This window comes from Erwinia pyri (assembly GCF_030758455.1).
Taxonomy (GTDB): Bacteria; Pseudomonadota; Gammaproteobacteria; order Enterobacterales; family Enterobacteriaceae; genus Erwinia; species Erwinia pyri.
This window is the reverse complement of sequence record NZ_CP132353.1, coordinates 2,197,765-2,216,847: the sequence shown is the minus strand read 5'-3', so window position 1 is coordinate 2,216,847 and position 19,083 is coordinate 2,197,765. Positions and strand designations below refer to the sequence as shown.

Genomic DNA, 19,083 nt, shown 5'->3' with positions numbered 1-19,083 from the left:
CAGGATGAGGCTTAACACTTTTCAGAACTGTTAACCGCTTCCGGCGATCGGTTTACTTATGACACCACCTTACCGCGTACAATCACTTTCCCTGGTTTGCTGTCACTGTCTGCCACGCGGCGGACAGCCAGATTGAGAGCCTGCCAGGCAATCTCCTGCAGATCGTGCGTAATGCAGGGGAAATGGAAACCATAAATTCCGGCGTGCGACACATCGTCAATGCTGAACAATTTAACCTGCTTCATAAGTTGCAGCCTGTGCTCAATACAGGCTTTAACAATGCCAAGGGAAATCTGGTTATTGCAGCCGACAAAATAGTCCGGTGCGTCATTGCTGTTAAGCCAGCGACTGGTCTCCTGCCAGGCGACATCCATAAAGAAATCGGCATACAGCACTTCAAATGAGGCTACTTTACCCTGCAAAGCCGCCTGTAAACCCGTTACCCTTTCTCGCGCCACATTAGAATTTTCTGGCCCGGAAACAACCACCACGCGCTGTGCTTTTTGCTCCAGCAGCCAGCGTCCGGTCTGTAAACCGCAGTCCAGGTTATCGATATAGACCCCGCTGCAATGTGACGCCTGCAGTTCGCGATCGACCAGCACTACCGGAATGTTAAGAATTTCCAGCCGCTTCATATACGCTGGATGGTAATTAAGATCGTTGGAAATAACCGACAGAATAATGGCATCCACGTTATAACCGATCAGCTTGTCGATAATGCGATCTTCCGCCTCCTGCGACTCATAGGAGTCAAACACCAGCGTGTCGTAACCCATCTTTTGCGCTTCAAGCGTCATCAGCCGCGTCAGGCCGCCAAAAAAAGGATTAGCCATATCAGGATTGACGATACCGATAGTTTTACTGGCCTTCGCCCGCAGGTTGCGGGCAGCAGTATTCATTACATAGCCAAGCTGTTCCGCCGTATCGCGTATGCGTTGCAACGTTTCCGGATGCACTTTCTCAGGCTGTGAAAATGCCCGCGAAGCGGTAATTTTACTGACGTTCGCCTGCGCGGCGACGCTTGCCAGCGTCGCCTTTCGTCCCCGACCTGCTGCCAAATTCAGCTCCTTGGTTAAAATACATCATTTTGTATCATTTTTGAATCATGACAGATCTTTACTGATGAAGCGAACGCTGTTTTTCATGCCAGCCGGTTAACGCGGGGATCGGTAAAAATATCCAGCTCATCACGGCTTTCGGATGAGAACTCTGAAACTACCGCCCCTGACTTTCCGGCCTGGAACCAGTGGCGAGTATTGGGCGCAATGGTGTACTGCTCGCCTAGACGCAGTAAGACGTAGCCTGTGCAGGTGTACCAGGCTTCACTGCCTTCCGGTACACGGCAGGCCATATTGCCATCACTCTGCGCCAGACTGTTGTCATCAACAAACAGCCAGACCTCGCCCCAGCGGCAGCGGAAGGTTTCCTGTTTACCTGGCGTCCCTGCAAACGGCGGGTGCAGATGCTCGGGGCAGGTCTGTCCGGGAAACAGCACCAGTTCCTTGGCGCAGTAGCGCGGAGAGTTCACATAGGTCAGCAGTTGCAGGCCGGAAACAGGGTAATCGGGCAGACCAAACGTGGCGATTTCAATCCGCTGTTGCTCATCTTCGGTGAGCAGAATAGTAGCCTGTTGCAAAATATTCAGCGTGCGTTGCAGGTAATCATTGGCGTGGCTCATTATTTTCTCACTCAGGGTAATGGTATCGATACCATTAGACACGGGCCTGGCAGGTATAATCTGTGATCGCTATCAATGTTCTCTCCTCACGGGCCCTGGTGTTAATTACCTATTTGACGAATATTTAACAAGCATCACAGATTTGCAGCATTTTTTCCGCCAGTATCGCCGCAGTTAAATGATACCGATACCATTAAAATGACTTTACCGGGAGCGTATATGAAAGCGTTAGTTCTGGCAGAAGCGGGAAAAATTGCTATCGAAGAGCGTGAATTTAATGAAACGCTGGGTGACAACGATGTCGAGATTAAAATCCATTCCGTAGGCATTTGCGGCAGCGACGTTCACTACTATCAGCATGGTCGTATCGGTCCTTTCGTGGTGGAAGCACCGATGGTGCTCGGTCACGAAGCCTCCGGCGTGGTGCTGGCGACGGGCAAAAATGTCACTCATGTTAAGCCCGGAGATCGCGTCTGCATGGAGCCGGGTATCCCGGATGCGAATTCAGCCCAGTCACGCGCCGGTATCTACAATCTTGACCCCGCCGTGCGTTTCTGGGCTACACCGCCAGTACATGGTTGCCTGCGGGAAACTGTTATTCATCCCGGCTCGTTCACTTTTAAGCTCCCGGATAACGTCAGCTTTGCTGAAGGCGCCATGGTTGAGCCACTGGCGATTGGCATGCATGCCGCCACCAAAGCGGGAATTAAGCCGGGTGATATTGCGCTGGTCATTGGCGCGGGTCCCATCGGCGTGGTGACGGCGCTGGCCGCGCTGGCAGGCGGCTGTTCAGACGTCATCATTTGCGATCTGTTTGATGAGAAGCTGGCGGTCGCCGCTGAATATGATGGCCTGCATGCGGTAAATATCAAAAACGGTGACCTGGCAGCCAAAGTAGCGGAGCTAACCAGCGGCAACGGTGCTGACCTTGTGTTTGAGTGCAGTGGCGCCAAACCGGCGATTGCCACTCTGGCGCAACATGCTGCGCCAGGCGCTACCGCAGTGCTGGTCGGCATGCCAATTGATGCAGCTCCGATGGATATCGTGGCCGCGCAGGCGAAAGAGATCACCTTCAAAACGATTTTCCGCTACGCCAACATGTACCCACGTACTTTGCGTCTGTTAAGCAGCGGCAAGCTGCGTATTCAGCCACTGATCAGTAAGACCTATAAATTCTCAGAAAGCGTTGCCGCCTTTGAACGCGCCGCTGCGGGAAACGCCTCTGACATCAAAATCATGCTGGAAATGGAGTAACACATGTCGCTCTATGCTGGCATTGACTGTGGTACACAAGGCACCAAGGTGGTGATTGTCGACAGCGAGCAGGGTGCGATCCTCGGTGAGGGCAGCGCTGCTCACCGTCTCATCAGCGACTCGAACGGTCGTCGGGAGCAGGAAGCTGGCTGGTGGATTGAGGCGCTTATTGCCGCGTTTCATCAGGCAGTCGCTGCGGCAGGAGTAGATCCGCATCAGATTATCGCGCTCGGTGTTTCCGGTCAGCAGCACGGTTTTGTCCCGTTGGATGAACAGGGCAACGTGCTACACAGCGTCAAGCTGTGGTGCGACACCGAAACCGCTGCGGAAAATGAAGCGCTGCTGGCGCAGCTGGGTGGTGTGCAGGGCTCACTGGCGCAGCTTGGTGTGATGGTGGCGACGGGCTATACCGCCTCGAAAATCATCTGGTTTAAACAACAGCATCCCGAGCTTTGGGCACGTTTGCACACGGTGCTGCTCCCGCACGATTATCTCAACTTCTGGCTTACCGGCGAACGCGTGGCGGAATATGGCGATGCCTCGGGTACCGGGCTGCTGAACGTCCGCACCCGTGAGTGGGACCGGCGTACCGTAGATCTGATCGACAGTAGCGGCCGGCTGTGGAATGCGCTGCCGCCGCTAAAAAGCGCGGAAAGCTGTATTGGCAGGCTGCGTCCGCAAGCGGCGCAGAGTCTGGGTCTCTCTACTGCCACACGCGTGGCCACCGGCGGCGGCGACAACATGATGGCGGCTATCGGCTCCGGTAATATCGCTACCGGCACCGTGACCATGAGTCTGGGGACGTCGGGTACGCTGTTCGCCTGGTCCGGTACACCGGTAGTGGCGGAGTCAGAAATGATTGCCGGTTTCTGTTCCAGTACCAACGGCTGGCTGCCGCTTATCTGCACCATGAATGTTACCTCTGCAACCACTTCAGTACAGTCGCTGCTGGAGGAGGATGTCACAGGCTTTAACCAACTGCTGGCTCAGGCAGCGCCTGGCGCTGGCGGCCTGGAGATGCTGCCCTTCTTTAACGGCGAGCGTGTGCCGCAACTACCTGCTGCCCGCGCCAGCCTGCATAACCTGGACAGCGACAACTTTACCCGCGCCAATCTCTGCATGGCGGTAGTGGAGAGCGCTACCTATGGTCTGCGCTATGGCATAGAGCTGTTCCGTCGCCAGGGCATTGAAGCACGTGAAATTCGTCTGACCGGCGGCGGCGCCCGCAGCCCGCTCTGGCGGCAGATTGTGGCGGATGTTATGGGCTGTCCGGTGGTCTGTCTTAACGTGAAAGAGACAGCGGCGCTGGGGGGAGCCATTCAGGCAATGTGGGCCACAGCGCTGGCGGAGGATCCCGCGCAGGAAGCAGAGCGCTTGCTCAGTCACCTTTGCCAGCGTTTCGTCTCGCTTGATGAAGCAACCCGAACAGCCCCTGATACTGAGCATCAGGCGCAGTATGAGCAACGTTATCAGCGTTACCTGCAACGCCTGCAGCAGGCATACCCGGAGGTTCAACTGTGACGCGCGATCCGCAAACTAAACAACCCGCTTATCTGCTGGAAGTGACCGGCGTAAAAAAAGCGTTTGGCCCGGTGGTGGCACTGAAAAACGCCGAGTTCGCCCTGCGCCGTGGTTCCATCCATGCGCTCTGTGGTGGCAATGGCGCCGGGAAATCCACCTTCCTGAGTATTCTGATGGGCTTTATCCAACCCGATGGCGGCAGCATTTTCATTAACGGCGAACGCTGCGAGTTTCATCACCCTAAAGATGCGCTGGCCGCAGGCGTGGCGATTGTACAGCAGGAGCTGAGTGCCATTCCCGATCTCACCGTAGCGGAAAATATCTGGCTGGGCCGCGAGCCGCGCCGTCTCGGTTTTGTTGATTTCACCACTCTGAATCAACGTACCCGGGAGCTGTTGCAGGAGCTGGATTTTCATATCTCTGCCACCGAGAAATTGCGCAACCTGAGTGTTGCCGAGCAGCAGCTGGTTGAGATCGCCAAGGCGCTCTCACATGCGAACGCTGACATCATCATCATGGATGAACCCACATCGGCTATCGGTGAAGAGGACGTGCAGAAGATCTTCCAGACCATCACCCGGCTGGCAGAGAAAGGTAAGGGAATTATTTATGTCTCGCACCGGCTGTCGGAAATATTCCAGATCGCAGACAGCTACACCATCTTCCGTGACGGCGCCTATATCCATGAGGGATTTATCGCCGATATCACCAGAGAGCAGCTGATTGAACATATCATCGGCGGGGAGTATGACAGCGAATTTGCCAAGTTCAATCAGCCGGGGGAAGAGGTGATGATGGAGGTTAAAAACCTCTGCTGGCGTAACAAGATCAAGGATATCAGCCTGCATCTGAAACGCGGCGAGATCCTGGGGATCTATGGCCTTGTCGGGTCGGGGCGCAGCGAATTTCTCGACCTGGTATTTGGCATCAACCATGCCGACAGCGGCACCATTCAGCTGGGCAATACCACTCTGGGTCGCCACTCGCCAAAAGAGGCGATCAAATGCGGGATCGCCTATGTCACCGAAGATCGCAAACAGACCGGCCTGGTGCTGTGTCGCTCGGTCAGCGAGAACATCAATATTTCCTCTTTTGGCGCCATCAGCCGTTCGGGCTTTATCAATGAGAAGCAGGAGAGGGAGCGTGCCAGTCAGATGATTAAGCGCTTTAACGTCAAAACGCCGGACGGGGATCAGATAGTGGGTAATCTCAGCGGCGGTAATCAGCAGAAGGTGGTGCTGGGACGCTGGGCGCTGCTCGATCCTGACGTTCTTCTGCTGGATGAGCCCACGCGCGGCATCGACGTAGGCGCCAAGAAAGAGATCTATCGCTTTATGTCGGAATTTGCCCTCAGGAACAAAGGGATCATCATGGTTTCGTCCGAACTGTCGGAAATCATCGGCATGAGCGATCGCATTCTGGTGTTTCGCGACGGAGAGTTAGCCGGAGAACTCACTGCGGCGCAGGCTACCCAGGCCGGGCTGATGAAGCTGGCGGTATAACAGAGAGATAATAAGATGAACGGTACACATTCAATAACACCCGGGATTTCGTTTTTCACGCGTAACAAACGCCGTATGCATAAGTACGGCATCATTATCGCCTTCTTTGTGCTCTGCCTAATTGTGGCGGCAATTGGCGAGGTGCAGGTGGCAAAGGGCGCCTGGAGCAGCAACTACTTTATCAGTAATGAAAACATGCTGATCGTCCTGCGTCAGGTATCGATCAACGGCATTCTTGCCATCGGCATGACTTTCGTGATTATCACCGCGGGTGTGGATCTCTCTGTGGGTTCGGTACTGGCGTTAAGCGGCATAGTCGCCGCGCGCTTTGCCACCAATAACAGCGGACTGGCGATTGGCGATACCGCGCATGCGGTGATGATGCCGCTGATAATCGCGCTGGGGATCGGCATCGTCTGCGGGCTGATTAACGGCACGGTACTGGCTCGCTATCGTCTGCAACCCTTTATCGTCACTATGGGCATGCTTTCGGCCGCCCGTGGCCTGGCGATGCTTACTACCGATGGAAACCCGGTTTCACAGCTTAACAGCGACTTCCGCTGGCTGGGGAATGGCTACGTCGTCGCTATTCCGGTACCGGTAATTATCTTCGTGGTGCTGTTTGGTCTCGCCTGGCTGCTGCTCAATAAAACTATCTTTGGCCGCTACGTCTATGCCGTGGGCGGTAATCCCAAAAGCGCCCGCACCTCCGGCATCAGCGTGGTGCGCATTAAGGTGCTGGTTTATACCCTCTGTGCCGCCCTGGCAGGCGTTGCTGGCTTGATCCTTACTGCCCGCACCGGCTCTGCCCAGACCAGCGCCGGTGCTGGTTATGAGCTGGATGCCATCGCAGCTGTGGTTATTGGCGGCACCAGCATGGCTGGTGGCGTCGGGACGCTGGTGGGCACCTTCTTCGGCGTGCTGATTATCGGGGTAATGAATAATGGCCTCGATCTGCTGGGGGTGCAGTCCTATTACCAACAGATTATCAAAGGCGGCCTGATTGTAGTGGCTGTATTGCTCGACCCTTCGCGTAAACAACAACGCGATTAACCCTGCTTAAATAATAAAACCCTACCAGGAGATAAGAATGAAACTGACCAAAATTGCGTTGCTTACCTCGGCAATGATGATGGGGGGCATGGCGATTGCTCAGGCCGCGCCGGTGAAGATTGCGGTGCTGATGTACGGCAACAAGGCGGAGTTTGTCCAGCTGATGGAGCGCTATGGCAAAGAGCATCCGGCAGTGAAAAGCGGCGAAGCGGTGCTGACCTTCTATGACGGCCGTTATGATGCCTCGGTGCAGAATGACCAGGCTTCTACCGCCATTCAAACTCGTGCTGATGCGATCATCGTTAACCCCATGGACTTTGAAGCCAATATCGACATCGTGACTAATGCTAATGAAGCAAAAATTCCGGTGGTGGTGACTAACGCCCGTCTCAATACTGAAGAGATGACGGCTGAAGTGGTCTCCAACGACGAGCTGGGCGGCTATCTGGAAGCGAAAGCGGTGCTGGATAAGCTGCAGTGCAAAACCAAAAAGGTCAACGTGGTGATCATCGAAGGGCCGAAAGGTGGCAGCGGTGAAATTCAGCGTGGAAAGGGCAACGACAAAGCGATTGCTGAATGTGGCGCAGGTCAGGTGACCGTGCTGGAGCGTAAGACCGCTAACTGGTCACGCGCTGAAGCACAGCCGCTGATGGAGAACTGGTTGCAGAAGCATCGCGGGAAGATCAACGGCGTCATTGGCCAGAACGATGAAATGGCACTTGGCGCAATCGAAGCAATTAAAGGTGCCGGTCTGAACGTGAAAGATTTCGCCATCGCTGGCGTGGATGGCGTTTCTGATGCTATCCATGCGGTGCAGGCGGGCGAAATGGTCTCCATTCTGCAGGATGCAAAAGGGCAGATGCAGGGAGCTATCGACGTTGCCATGCGTGCCGCGAAAGGCGAGAGCTATAAGCCGCAGTCTGAGATCTGGAAGCAGTACGCTAAAGAACTGGCGTGGGATGGCGGCAGCAAAAAACATTATTACATTCCATGGACGACTGTAACCCCAGAGAATGCGCAGCAGTTGCTGGATGCGCGTAAATAAACAGACTCGCCTGATTAAACACCATCCCGCTCTGACAGGGGGTGGTTGACGGTACATTATCTGTTTCTGTTTTGTCCTGAATAGCGGGGAGTGAGAAATCACTCCCCGCTTCTCTTTGTAGCGGGGAGTGAACCCTCAGCTACACTGTGTGATTGCCTGTTTCTTAACGGAAGCCATAAAACGTCTCAGGGGATCCCGCACAGACGACAAATTTTTTGCCATGGAACAATGATGATAAACAACGATAATGAGAAAGCCGCTATCAACGCCCTGCAACTTAAAGGGGGTGCTGTCACCGTTAGCGGAGCGAGGACGCACAATCTGAAAGAGGTGTCGTTCTCTTTTCCCCGGGATGCAATGGTTGTTTTTACGGGAATATCAGGCTCAGGAAAATCGTCGCTGGCGTTTGATACCATCTACGCAGAAGCGCAACAGAGATACCTGGAGTCTGTGGCACCGCATGCCAGGCGCCTGATTGAGCAGCTTTCCGCGCCTGATGTAGACGATATTCAGGGCCTTCCGCCAGCCGTGGCGCTCAAGCAGAGCCGCGGAGGCACGCAGGAGCGTTCGACCGTGGGGAGCATGACCCGAATTTCGGTCAACCTGCGCCTCCTTTTTTCACGCGCCGGAAGCAGGCCTGCTGAGATACCTTTTATGGCGGCGGAGGCTTTTTCACCGAACAATCCTCAGGGTGCCTGTACCCATTGCCACGGCATGGGTGTGGTGCCTGAACTGAAGAGCGATGCGTTGGTGCCCGATCGTGCCATGAGTATTCGTGAAGGTGCTATCGTCGCATGGCCTGCTGGCTGGCACGGAAAAAACCTGAGAACCATTCTGGAAATGCTGGGGTACAACGTGGATGCGCCCTGGGGATCGCTCTCTGAAAAGGAACAGCAGTGGATCCTCTTCACAGATGAACAGCCAACCGTGCCTGTTTATCCCGGTCTGAATGCCGTTCAAAGCCAGAAAGCGATCGCAGCCGGTGTGGAACCCGATTACATGGGCACCTACACCAGTCCGGCGAAATACGTTTTGCAGAACGTCTCGGGCGGTAAAGATTCGATTAAAAAACGCCTGTCAAAATTTGTGCGAATCGGCGTATGCCCAGCCTGTAATGGTAAAAGGCTTAACCCACAGGCGCTGGCGGTCACTTTCGCCGGGTATGATATTGCTGAATTAGGCGATATGACCATCAGACAGCTGCAGGACCTTCTGCATCCTTACGCGCAGGGCGAATCTGCTGATTTACCCGGTGAGGCCGCACTCAGAGATGCCGTTATCCGCCTGACCGGGGATGTGATCAGTCGTCTTATCCAGCTTGATAAGCTGGGACTTGGCCATCTCTCACTGGGACGCCGCACGACGATGCTCTCCTCCGGCGAGCTGCAGCGTATCAGGCTGGCAACGCAGATGATCGCCAAACTCTTCGGCGTCCTCTACGTGCTTGACGAACCTTCAGCGGGTTTACATCCGGCGGACGTGGCTGCGCTTATGCCGCCGCTGCGCTCGCTGCTGGGCGAAGGAAATTCTTTGCTTATCGTTGAACATAACCTCGACCTTATTGCAGAAGCGGACTGGTTAGTAGAGGTCGGGCCGGGGCCTGGCAGGCAGGGCGGTGAAGTAATTTATAACGGAAAGCCAGCAGGTCTTAAAAAGGTGGCGGCATCAGCCACAGCCAGCTATCTGTTTGACAAGAAACAGCCCTCATTACGTCAACGTAAAGCGACAGATAAATGGCTCAGGCTGGAAAATATCTTCTGCAATAATCTCTCCGGTGTTGATGTCGCGATCCCGCTGGAAAACCTGACCGTTATCACTGGCGTCTCAGGCTCGGGAAAATCGACCCTGCTGACGCGGGTCCTGCCCGGTCTGCTCAATCAGCTGGAGCAGACCGAGGCGGATGATGAAAATAGTGAAGAGGAAGATGTTCAGAGCGTGCGCGGCGAAGTGATCGCTGGCCGGGATGCATCAGGACGCCTGGTGAGAATCGATCAGCGCCCAATAGGCCGTACTCCTCGCTCAAACCTGGCTACCTATACCGGATTTTTCGATATCGTGCGTAAACTGTTTGCCGAAACGCCGCAGGCAAAACGTAAAGGTTTTGATGCCGGACGCTTCTCGTTCAACCTTCCAGCCGGGCGCTGTGCTGTCTGTGAAGGGCAGGGCAGAATTACCATCGAACTGCTGTTTATGCCGGAAGCGAGCGCTCCCTGTAAGGCCTGCAGCGGCAAACGTTATAACGATGAAACGCTGACCGTCACCTGGGAAAATAAAACCATTGCGGATGTTCTGGATCTGACGGTAGAGGACGCCGTGAATTTCTTTCAACACAACGAGCCGATACAGCGATCGCTCACTGCACTTATGGCGCTGGGGTTGGGTTATCTGACGCTGGGCCAGCCGGCCACCGAGCTTTCTGGCGGCGAGTGCCAGCGCATTAAACTGGCCCGGGAGCTGCAGCGAGTGCAGAAAGGCAACACCATCTATCTGCTGGATGAACCTTCTTCAGGTTTGCACCCTTCCGACATGGACAAACTAATGAGCGTGCTGGACAAACTGATAGCGCGTGGGAATACCGTGGTCATGGCTGAACATGATATGCGTATTGCCGCCGAGGCAGACTGGATCATAGACCTTGGGCCAGGTTCTGGCGACAGGGGCGGTGAGATAGTTGCTGCCGGGACGCCCGAGGAGGTCAGCAATACCGCGGAGAGCCGCACGGCGCCCTATCTGAAAAAGCAGGTTCAGGCGAGAAATGGCCAAAAAAGGGAGAATGCCTCCTGACTTTATAATCTGGCAGCGCGCCGGATAAGGGATAACAGGCCGTTACAGGGAAGTCCTCTGACCCCATAGGTTCCGGGTATGGGAAGAGGGCTTCTGCATCAAAATCGATCCGCATCCATACACCATCATGAAGATGTCTCATATTCAGTGAATTTATATCACTTTTACTCAATCAGTGACTCTGGCATAAAGTATGCACTGCTTTTCGCTTTAAACAATATGAAGAGCGCAGAATATGAAAACAGAAAAATCTGAACACGCTGACAAGCAAGAAATAAAACCAGATTTCAGTTAAAAAAATTAGGGTGGCCGATCACGATGAATAAAGAATTTACATTTTCAGTTAAAAGTCTTGCCTTCGATGAAAATTATAATCCATCCGAAAGTACGCGTATCACCACCAATTTTGCTAACCTAGCAAGAGGCGAGAAACGCCAGGAAAACCTGCGCAATGCCTTAAGGATGATTGACGATCGTTTCAATAGTCTGGCCCATGGGGATAACCCAAAAGGCGATCGCTATTCTGTTGAACTTGAAATAATTTCCGTTGAGATGGATGTTGAAGGCAAGGGCGATACCTTCCCGGTCATTGAAATCCTGAAAACGAATATTGTTGATAAAAAGACCAACGAACGCACTGAAGGCATTGTGGGGAATAATTTTTCCTCTTACGTACGAGATTATGACTTTAGTGTTTTACTGTCAGAGCACAACAAAAGCAACGCTAAATTCAGCACGCCTGATAATTTTGGCGATTTGCATGGCAAGCTGTTCAAAGCTTTTATCCATTCAAAATCTTACCAAGAACGCTTTAAGAAAACGCCTGTTATATGCCTGAGCGTTTCAAGTAAAAATAAGTATCATCGCACAGAAAATGTGCATCCTGTACTGGGTGTTGAATACCAGCAAGATGAATACTCTATGACCGACCACTACTTCAGTAAAATGGGGTTGCAGGCCCGATATTTTATGCCGCGAGATAGCGTGGCGCCTTTAGCATTTTATTTTACCGGTGATTTAATTAGCGATTACACGGATCTTGAGCTTATCAGTACCATCAGCACGATGGAGACTTTCCAAAAGATCTATCGACCCGAAATTTACAATGCTAATTCTGTAGCCGGAAAAGAGTATCAACCCGATTTGAATCATCACGATTATTCATTAACACAAATTGTTTATGATCGGGAAGAACGCAGTCAGTTGGCGGTAGAGCAGGGTAAATTTACTGAAGAGCACTTCATCAAACCTTACAGAACCATTCTTGAGCAGTGGTCTGCTGATTACGTTCTTTGATTAACTAAAAACAGAAGGTCACCTGTTATGAAAATTTTATTACCCACATCGACTGCGGGCAGTTTACCTAAACCGTCCTGGCTTGCACAACCTGAGACACTTTGGTCCCCATGGAAATTGCAGGATGAGGAGCTGATTGAGGGCAAACAAGATGCTCTGCGCTTATGCCTGGAAGATCAGCTGCAGGCAGGTATCGATATTGTCAGTGATGGCGAACAAACGCGCCAACACTTTGTCACGACCTTTATAGAGCACCTTAACGGGGTTGATTTTGAAAAGCGGGAGATCGTCAGAATTCGCGATCGCTACGATGCGAGCGTACCCACAGTTGTTGGTGCGGTAAGTCGCCAAAAGCCCGTTTTTGTTGAAGATGCCAAGTTTTTACGCCAGCAAACCACACAACCTATTAAATGGGCATTACCTGGCCCCATGACGATGATCGATACGCTCTATGACAGTCACTATAAAAGTCGTGAAAAACTTGCCTGGGAATTCGCCACCATTCTCAATCAGGAAGCCAGAGAGCTGGAGGCTGCCGGCGTCGATATCATTCAGTTTGATGAGCCTGCATTTAACGTATTTTTTGACGAAGTGAATGACTGGGGTATTGCTGCTTTAGAAAGGGCAGTTGAAGGACTTAAGTGTGAAACTGCCGTGCATATTTGCTATGGCTATGGCATCAAAGCCAATACCGACTGGAAAAAGACGCTGGGGTCAGAGTGGCGGCAATATGAAGAAATCTTCCCTAAACTGCAGAAATCCAGTATCGATATCATCTCGCTGGAATGCCATAACTCCCGCGTACCAATGGATCTTATTGAGCTTATCCGCGGTAAAAAAGTCATGGTAGGGGCCATCGACGTGGCAACTAATACCATCGAGACGCCGGAAGAAGTAGCCAGCACTTTACGCAAAGCACTGCAGTATGTTGATGCCGACAAGCTCTATCCCTCAACCAACTGTGGCATGACACCGTTATCCCGTCGCGTAGCCAGGGGTAAGCTAAGTGCTTTAAGTGCCGGCGCGGAAATCGTCCGGAAAGAGCTGCTCGCTAAATAATCTCGCCAAAAGATTAAGTGAAAGGAACTCAGTCCGGGTAAGACGCTCCGATCTGTCGTCAATATCTATGCAAACAACCGGACTGAGAGACAAGCATGTTGGTTCTACACAAGGCAACCGTAGTGATAAGCATGTAGTACCTGTCAGTATGCCATATTATTTTAGTTACAACACACAATGTAAAATAACCTCATTCCGGGCCTGTGGCCCGGTAAAAGACGGCCTGTTCAGGGGACTTTTGGGAATGCATCCAGTCAGAACACATATTCTCATAACGCTACCAGCCGCCGCCGCACGGTACGTTATAGAAGAGAAAAGGGCAGTAAGGTCATCTTTTCTGGATTGGCACGCTCGCCTGGTTGGCTTTTAACACCGCATGCTTATCGCTGTAAACGGCACAGGTTTGCCATGTTTATCCACGTAATCGCGCGTGGCCAGCATGTAGTCGGAGGCTGATTCGCTCTGACAGAATCACAGATGCATCAGGCTACCGGGGACGTCATCGATGTAAACCAAGGTAGAACCCGGAGGCGTGTCATTCAAACCAGTCATAGTGTTGAACCGTCTACCTGAATAAGTTCACCCAAACAATCGCGGCGATAACAGGGTTTATAAACTCGCGGTTTCTGGTGGCCAGGCGGCACCGTGAGATCATCAGCAGTTATCCAGCAACGCAGCATCTCGACTGAAATGGAAATCACGTGACGCTCCTGCAGCATTTCTGCGGAAGTGTGGGGTCGGAATCGACGTAATATTCACGTAGCAGCGTCAATATCCGATGGCGAAGTGCAAGCAACATCAAAGCAATGAATTCCGGGAATTCCTCGACGGGTATTTGCCAGCCCGACAGCACCGGATTCCCGGAAGCGGTTGATCAGAAGCTGTACCTGACGTTCGGTGAGATCCAACCGAGAGGTTGCATCACGATGCAGGCACTTTTCAACAACGGCCTGGATCAACGGCAAGTGGTGAAGTTCTTTAGTAGAGATGGTTACCAGCATCAGAACAGATCTCCCAGAAAGGTGGCAAATGGACCGTATCTGGATGACATGATAAACCAGCTAAAAAGTACATTATAAAATGGGACTCTGACTTAGGTTCGCATAATGTATATTATGTTAAATGAGATTCATGGTTACGCGTGCTGTTTGTAAGTCACTCCTCGCCCTTCATGATTACGTGCAAATTTGTCATACATGGCTAATAACAAACCCGGCACGGTTGCCGGATTTGCAGAAACGTTATGCGGCTCATGCCAGAAAACATCATACAGTGCCTGCGTCAGCATCCAGGACATCAACCGGCAGAGCCTGCTCCAGCACCCCGATACACAGGCGCACGGTTTCCCGCAATCGCGCTTCGCTGTACCCTGCCCGTGCTCTGGCAGAAAGGCCGGCCATCACCGTTACCATAAAATCAGTTAGCCGCTCGGCTTGTTCCGGATACTGTCGCGCGATGAAATTGCAGATCATCGCTTCTGCGGCCTGATGAAGTTCGCAGGCAGCGTTGCGCGCCTCCCGATCGTCACAATGCGTGCCCTCGACCACCATACAGCCACTGGCGATCGGATCGGCAACATAGCGGCTTGCGGCCTCGTTCAGCACTTCCGCAAGGCACTGCGCAACCGGCCGGTCTGCACGCAAAATCCCGGCAAAGGGAATAGCGTCCTGGTGGGAATAACGCGCCAGCACGCGCTGATACAGGCCGAACTTGCTGCTGTACGCTGCGTAAAAGCTGGGAGGATTGATACCCAGCGCTTTGGTCAGATCCGCTACGCTCAGGGCGTCGTAGCCCTTAGAATGAAAAAGTTTTTGCGCTGTAGCGATCGCCTGCTCTGCATCAAACTTGCGGGGACGCCCTGGGGTTTTACAGGCTTTTGTAGTAGACACTACATAACTCCTTGACACGCTGTGTGACCGTCGAATATTGTAATAACCACTACAATATCACAAGGACACACACACATGAGTTCATTTCAACACAAATCCGTTCTCGTAATGGGTGGCAGCCGTGGTATCGGTGCGGCCATCGTCCGCCGGTTTGCTGCCGAAGGTGCATCGGTCACCTTTAGCTATGCTGGCTCACATGACGCGGCAACGCAACTTGCGGCCGAAACAGGCAGTAAAGCGGTCCAGGCAGACAGCGCCGATCGCGACGCGGTAATCAATCTGGTACGTGCGGCCGGATCGCTGGACGTTCTGGTGGTGAACTCAGGCATTGCGCTTTTCGGTGATGCGCTTGAGCAGGATAGCGATGCCGTGGATCGTCTGTTTCGCATCAACATCCATGCGCCTTACCACGCCGCCGTCGAGGCCGCCCGGCAAATGCCGGAAGGAGGACGCATCATTATTATTGGCTCGGTCAATGGCGACCGGATGCCAATCCCCGGCATGGCCTCTTACGCAGTCAGCAAATCCGCGTTGCAGGGCATGGCGCGCGGGTTAGCGCGAGATTTTGGGCCGCGCGGCATCACCATCAACATTGTTCAGCCTGGTCCAATTGATACTGACGCCAACCCGGAAAATGGCCCGATGAAAGATCTGATGCACAGCTTTATGGCCATAAAACGCCACGGGCGACCTGAAGAAGTGGCCGGCATGGTTGCCTGGCTTGCCGGGCCGGAAGCCTCTTTCGTGACCGGAGCCATGCACACCATTGACGGCGCATTTGGCGCGTAAACCCGCCGGGGTTCGGTATCGCTAAACCCCGTTCATCCTTGCGAAGTAGTCTGCTGGCCGGTGAGGCTCTTCGTTAATTCAGAAATGCATGAGCCGCATTTTACCGGGCAATAACAAGCCATCTCTACCCTGCCCTCTACTCCAGCGTCAGTAATACAATGCTGGCAGGCGGCTCAGCGCGTATTCATTTATCAGATGAAGCATTCCTACTCTGCATCCAGAATCGCACTTTCACAGGCTCAGCTCAGATCGTGCAGATCCTTACTTAACGCAGGCGTAAGTGAAAACTCGGTAAACTCTACGCTCAGCTCTTTACGGGTTGGAGAACAGCACATGACCCCAATGAAGGTCTGATAACCGCCCGGCCAGGGAGACAATCGTAACAGCGGCCAGGTCTGCCCGTCAGTTGAATACTGTATGCGGACAGCATCATTTTTCAGCGTCGCCCTGATCCAGAAATCTCCGGGATCTCCCGGAAATATACCTGTAGACCAGTCAGAGAAGTCAGACGTTACCACACAGCCAACAGAGGGCTGTCCGTCATTAAACTCTATGCCCGCTTTGATCCAGTGGCTTTCATCCCTGCGGATAAGAACACCTGCCTGATCGTATAAAAAGCGGAAATCTGCTCTGATCCTGACCTGAAACGTGAAATCTTCCGTGGTTTCTGCGCCTACGGCGTGGCCGTTGTGATGCTGAAAACCGTAATATGTTTTCTCCCAGAAATCCGTGTTTTCATCAGAAATCATAAAGATACGATCGCCACTTACCTCAGCATGATGCGGCTTGTTCAGCCATATTTGCCGATCCGTAAAAGATAATTCATTCATCTCAAAACCTTTATGTTTCAGAACAGGTAGAGTGTTTCCGCGATTTCATCATGCGGCTGAATAAGGCTGTCAACGTAGCGCCAGGTCTATTGCTGCCTCGCAATGAATTAAGGTGGTATCGAAGACCGGTACTGAGACGTTATCCTGATTAAGTAACATGCCAACTTCCGTACAGCCGAGGATCACGCAATCAGCGCCCTTTTCCACTAATCGCTGCGCGATACCTTCATAAGCTTTGCGACTCTCTGAGGATGTTATCTCCCTGCACAGTTCATCATAGATGATGCGATGCACCATCGCCCGATCGGCTTCACCTGGCACCAGGGGTTGTAGTGCCGCAGCTTTGAGGCGGTCGAGATAGAAAGATTGCTCCATCGTAAAGGCTGTGGCTATTAAACCCGGTGCTTTATGGCCCGCTTTAACAATCTGGCTGGCCGTTGCATCCGCAATGTGCAGCAGCGGAATGGTGACGCCGTCCATCATGCGATCGGCCAGTTTATGCATGGTGTTGGTAGCCAGCACGATGAAATCTGCGCCGCCGCGTTGCAGCGCCCTCGCCTCTGCATTCAGGATGGATCCCGCTTCATCCCATTGACCTTTAGCCTGCAAATGTTCGATGTTGGCAAAGTTAAGTGAGCGGATCAGCAGTTCAGGTGAATGTAGGCCGCCTTTACGCTGCCGAACCAGTTCACACATCTGCCGGTAATAAATCTGCGTTGAGGCTGCGGACATGCCTCCCAGTATTCCAATTGTCTGCATGACCATTCCTTCTGTTATGACAGCATAATCCCGGAAGAGGGATCTGAAACAGCCCTCCCGGCAGCTGATCAACTATGCACGTTTCTGGTGTTATTGTGTAGTTGCCTCATCTTTTTCACTTGACCCTCAAACTTTCTGCAACGCTGCCGATATCAGTTTAAGAACAGACTTTAACAAGTCTGATACATTATGAGGCTCACTATGTTTGGTGTGAAAAAATCGGGTATTTCTCTGCCCTTGTCTAAAGGTAACGGCATAGCTAAGGACATCAATGCGATAAAGCAGCATGTGGCATGGATTGAGTTTTTGCCCGATGGAGAAATTCTCAGCGCCAATCAGCAGTTTCTTGAGATGACCGGTTACTCACTGAGTGAGATCCAGGGCCAACATCACCGGATATTCTGTAAACCAGACTACTGTCGCTCATCAAGCTACAGCGCTTTCTGGCAGAAGTTGGCCTCGGGCGAGTCGATCACCGGGATTTTCGAACGCTTTAGCAAACAGCATCAGCGCTTCTATCTCAGCGCCACCTACTTCCCGGTCAGCGATGATAAAGGGAACGTCTACAAGGTGATCAAAGTGGCGACGGATATTACCGCGCGTCATCAGGAGCTGGAGCATAAAGAGGCGGTGATCACCGCGCTGGATCGCTCTATGGCAGTGATTGAATTTACCACTGACGGCAGCATTATTACGGCCAACAGCAACTTTCTCACCCATATGGGTTATGCCTTATCTGACCTTGTGGGGCAGCATCACCGCATTTTTTGCTTCGACAGTTTTTATAAGGAAAACCCTGACTTCTGGCAGAAAATTGGTAAGGGTCAGCACTTTGTTGGCCGCTTTGAGCGTAAAACGGCAAGCGGCGAAAGGATCTGGGTTGAGGCGAGCTATAACCCGGTCTATGACACCGACGGAAAAGTCTGCAAAGTAATCAAGATCGCTTCGGACATCACTGCCCGTGTTGAAGCGGCAAAACGCGTCGCGGATATTGCCGTAACCACGTCGGAACAAACTTCGCAGATAACGCACAACGCCAACGAAGTTCTGGATGAGACGGTGCGTAATTCCGGACTGGTGGCGCTACAGGTGAAAGCGGCGACAGAAATTGGCGCCCAGCTGAATGCGTCGGCGAAAAGCATCAGCGAGGTGGTCGATACCATCAACGTGATCGCGGCACAAACTAACATTCTGGCGCTGAACGCCGCCATTGAGTCCGCCAGAGCTGGCGAAGCGGGACGCGGCTTTAGCGTGGTGGCCGCTGAAGTTCGCCGCCTGGCAGCATCAACTGCCAGCGCCACGCAAAAAATTACGGCTGTGGTAGAGGTCAACAGCACGCTGATCCAGCAAATGTACCAACAGCTGGATGCGGTAGAAAAATTTGTAGTAACAGAACAGGATAAAATCAGCGATCTCTCACGCAGCCTGCGGGAAATTAACAGCGGCGTGCATCAGTTCGTTAACGTCATTCACCGGCTGGATGTCTGAGGATCCCTGAGCGGGAGCGATATAGCTTATCAGGCCCTGAAAAAGTCCTTCAGAAAGAGGCTGCTACGTAAATTCTGGGGGATAAGACCCCTGCCGTTTCCGCAGAATTCACGTAGCGACGCCGGAAGATGACTTA

The 19,083-nt window shown here is 52.7% G+C and carries 16 protein-coding genes; 10 read left to right on the top strand and 6 right to left on the bottom strand.

The features are described 5' to 3' along the window. Positions 1-56 precede the first annotated feature (56 nt). Positions 57-1,058, bottom strand: a complete 1,002-nt coding sequence (locus tag Q3V30_RS10285) for a LacI family DNA-binding transcriptional regulator (protein ID WP_306212975.1) — start codon at positions 1,056-1,058, stop codon at positions 57-59. Between the two features lie 83 nt (positions 1,059-1,141). Then, the gene (locus Q3V30_RS10280; RefSeq protein WP_306212972.1) at positions 1,142-1,678 is read right to left on the bottom strand and encodes a cupin domain-containing protein; all 537 of its coding nucleotides are present in this window, start codon (positions 1,676-1,678) and stop codon (positions 1,142-1,144) included. Between the two features lie 219 nt (positions 1,679-1,897). On the opposite strand from Q3V30_RS10280, the gene Q3V30_RS10275 reads away from it, so the two are divergent. From Q3V30_RS10275 to Q3V30_RS10240, 8 genes are all read left to right on the top strand, one after another. Next, complete coding sequence (locus Q3V30_RS10275; RefSeq protein ID WP_306212970.1) at positions 1,898-2,932, top strand: NAD(P)-dependent alcohol dehydrogenase; 1,035 nt, start codon at positions 1,898-1,900, stop codon at positions 2,930-2,932. A gap of 3 nt (positions 2,933-2,935) precedes the next feature. Then, complete coding sequence (xylB, locus tag Q3V30_RS10270; protein ID WP_306212968.1) at positions 2,936-4,453, top strand: xylulokinase; 1,518 nt, start codon at positions 2,936-2,938, stop codon at positions 4,451-4,453. Next, a complete protein-coding gene (locus Q3V30_RS10265) occupies positions 4,450-5,955 on the top strand; it encodes a sugar ABC transporter ATP-binding protein (protein ID WP_306212965.1) in 1,506 nt (501 codons plus the stop codon). The genes xylB and Q3V30_RS10265 overlap by 4 nt, the downstream gene beginning before the upstream one ends. Before the next feature lie 75 nt (positions 5,956-6,030). Further along, positions 6,031-7,008 (top strand): ABC transporter permease, encoded by a 978-nt coding sequence (locus Q3V30_RS10260; RefSeq protein ID WP_428979259.1) that lies wholly within the window; start codon positions 6,031-6,033, stop codon positions 7,006-7,008. Positions 7,009-7,045: 37 nt separating this feature from the next. Continuing rightward, positions 7,046-8,053: a substrate-binding domain-containing protein gene (locus tag Q3V30_RS10255; RefSeq protein WP_306212962.1), complete on the top strand. Its 1,008-nt coding sequence runs from the start codon at positions 7,046-7,048 to the stop codon at positions 8,051-8,053. 231 nt (positions 8,054-8,284) lie between these two features. Further along, positions 8,285-10,837, top strand: a complete 2,553-nt coding sequence (locus Q3V30_RS10250; RefSeq protein ID WP_306212960.1) for an excinuclease ABC subunit UvrA — start codon at positions 8,285-8,287, stop codon at positions 10,835-10,837. A 318-nt stretch (positions 10,838-11,155) separates the two neighbouring features. Further along, positions 11,156-12,133, top strand: a complete 978-nt coding sequence (locus tag Q3V30_RS10245; RefSeq protein WP_306212958.1) for a DUF1852 domain-containing protein — start codon at positions 11,156-11,158, stop codon at positions 12,131-12,133. Positions 12,134-12,160: 27 nt separating this feature from the next. Continuing rightward, entirely contained in the window at positions 12,161-13,192 is a 1,032-nt protein-coding gene (locus tag Q3V30_RS10240) for a methionine synthase (RefSeq protein ID WP_306212955.1), read from the top strand. Between the two features lie 755 nt (positions 13,193-13,947). Here Q3V30_RS10240 and Q3V30_RS10235 read toward each other — a convergent pair. Both Q3V30_RS10235 and Q3V30_RS10230 read right to left on the bottom strand, forming a co-directional pair. Beyond that, a complete protein-coding gene (locus tag Q3V30_RS10235) occupies positions 13,948-14,193 on the bottom strand; it encodes a hypothetical protein (protein WP_306212953.1) in 246 nt (81 codons plus the stop codon). A 264-nt stretch (positions 14,194-14,457) separates the two neighbouring features. Beyond that, positions 14,458-15,081, bottom strand: coding sequence for a TetR/AcrR family transcriptional regulator (locus tag Q3V30_RS10230; protein ID WP_306212951.1), 624 nt, complete (start codon positions 15,079-15,081; stop codon positions 14,458-14,460). Between the two features lie 75 nt (positions 15,082-15,156). On the opposite strand from Q3V30_RS10230, the gene bdcA reads away from it, so the two are divergent. Beyond that, positions 15,157-15,870: an SDR family oxidoreductase gene (bdcA, locus tag Q3V30_RS10225; protein WP_306212949.1), complete on the top strand. Its 714-nt coding sequence runs from the start codon at positions 15,157-15,159 to the stop codon at positions 15,868-15,870. Between the two features lie 239 nt (positions 15,871-16,109). Here bdcA and Q3V30_RS10220 read toward each other — a convergent pair whose 3' ends face one another. Together Q3V30_RS10220 and Q3V30_RS10215 are read right to left on the bottom strand one after the other, a co-directional pair. Further along, positions 16,110-16,700 carry a DUF1349 domain-containing protein gene (locus Q3V30_RS10220; RefSeq protein WP_306212947.1) on the bottom strand — a complete coding sequence of 197 codons (591 nt, stop codon included), beginning with the start codon at positions 16,698-16,700 and terminating at the stop codon, positions 16,110-16,112. 69 nt (positions 16,701-16,769) lie between these two features. Further along, a complete protein-coding gene (locus tag Q3V30_RS10215; RefSeq protein WP_306212945.1) occupies positions 16,770-17,459 on the bottom strand; it encodes an aspartate/glutamate racemase family protein in 690 nt (229 codons plus the stop codon). Positions 17,460-17,660: 201 nt separating this feature from the next. Here Q3V30_RS10215 and Q3V30_RS10210 point away from each other — a divergent pair, with 201 nt between their 5' ends. Then, positions 17,661-18,947, top strand: coding sequence for a methyl-accepting chemotaxis protein (locus Q3V30_RS10210; RefSeq protein WP_306212943.1), 1,287 nt, complete (start codon positions 17,661-17,663; stop codon positions 18,945-18,947). The last annotated feature ends 136 nt before the right edge of the window (positions 18,948-19,083 follow it).

Coding starts and splice junctions, on each gene's coding strand:
- Q3V30_RS10280 (WP_306212972.1), bottom strand. CDS start 1,678: ATGAGCCACGCCAATGATTACCTGCAACGCACGCTGAATATTTTGCAA.
- Q3V30_RS10275 (WP_306212970.1), top strand. CDS start 1,898: ATGAAAGCGTTAGTTCTGGCAGAAGCGGGAAAAATTGCTATCGAAGAG.
- xylB (WP_306212968.1), top strand. CDS start 2,936: ATGTCGCTCTATGCTGGCATTGACTGTGGTACACAAGGCACCAAGGTG.
- Q3V30_RS10260 (WP_428979259.1), top strand. CDS start 6,031: ATGCATAAGTACGGCATCATTATCGCCTTCTTTGTGCTCTGCCTAATT.
- Q3V30_RS10255 (WP_306212962.1), top strand. CDS start 7,046: ATGAAACTGACCAAAATTGCGTTGCTTACCTCGGCAATGATGATGGGG.
- Q3V30_RS10250 (WP_306212960.1), top strand. CDS start 8,285: ATGATAAACAACGATAATGAGAAAGCCGCTATCAACGCCCTGCAACTT.
- Q3V30_RS10245 (WP_306212958.1), top strand. CDS start 11,156: ATGAATAAAGAATTTACATTTTCAGTTAAAAGTCTTGCCTTCGATGAA.
- Q3V30_RS10240 (WP_306212955.1), top strand. CDS start 12,161: ATGAAAATTTTATTACCCACATCGACTGCGGGCAGTTTACCTAAACCG.
- Q3V30_RS10235 (WP_306212953.1), bottom strand. CDS start 14,193: ATGCTGGTAACCATCTCTACTAAAGAACTTCACCACTTGCCGTTGATC.
- bdcA (WP_306212949.1), top strand. CDS start 15,157: ATGAGTTCATTTCAACACAAATCCGTTCTCGTAATGGGTGGCAGCCGT.
- Q3V30_RS10220 (WP_306212947.1), bottom strand. CDS start 16,700: ATGAATGAATTATCTTTTACGGATCGGCAAATATGGCTGAACAAGCCG.
- Q3V30_RS10215 (WP_306212945.1), bottom strand. CDS start 17,459: ATGCAGACAATTGGAATACTGGGAGGCATGTCCGCAGCCTCAACGCAG.
- Q3V30_RS10210 (WP_306212943.1), top strand. CDS start 17,661: ATGTTTGGTGTGAAAAAATCGGGTATTTCTCTGCCCTTGTCTAAAGGT.